The sequence below is a fragment of the Bacillus cereus group sp. BfR-BA-01441 genome, assembly GCF_022663075.1.
In the GTDB taxonomy this organism is placed as follows: Bacteria; Bacillota; Bacilli; order Bacillales; family Bacillaceae_G; genus Bacillus_A; species Bacillus_A cereus.
The window spans coordinates 1-324 of the sequence record NZ_JAKUEU010000301.1; the positions used below are offsets into that span (position 1 = coordinate 1).

A 324-nucleotide genomic window follows, 5' to 3' on the forward strand; every position below is an offset into this window, starting at 1 on the left:
ACACTCAAAATGAGAAAATTTTCTCATATCCACTCTATATAGAGGCCATTCAAAATTAAAATAACCAATAATGAAAGGAGGTGAAAAAAATGGGAGCTTGTAAAGATGTAAGAACAGGAGTAAAAAAGTGTGCCAATGCTTGTGGAAGTACAAAATTATTAAGATGGGAAAAAATTCAAGTCATATGTGATGGTAAAGAAGCCGGAACTAAAGATGATTATATTGGATGTTGCTAATCTAAATAAAACTATTAAAAGGAGTGAAAAAAATGGCAGCTTGTAAAGATGTAAAAACAGGAGTAACAATGTGTGCCAATGCTTGTGG

1 protein-coding gene is annotated in these 324 nt (G+C 32.1%); it reads left to right on the forward strand.

The genetic code is table 11. From position 1 onward, the window contains the following. Positions 1 to 89: 89 nt before the first annotated feature. Positions 90 to 236 carry a hypothetical protein gene (locus tag MR107_RS30595; RefSeq protein ID WP_196776159.1) on the forward strand — a complete coding sequence of 49 codons (147 nt, stop codon included), beginning with the start codon at positions 90 to 92 and terminating at the stop codon, positions 234 to 236. Positions 237 to 324: the final 88 nt, after the last annotated feature.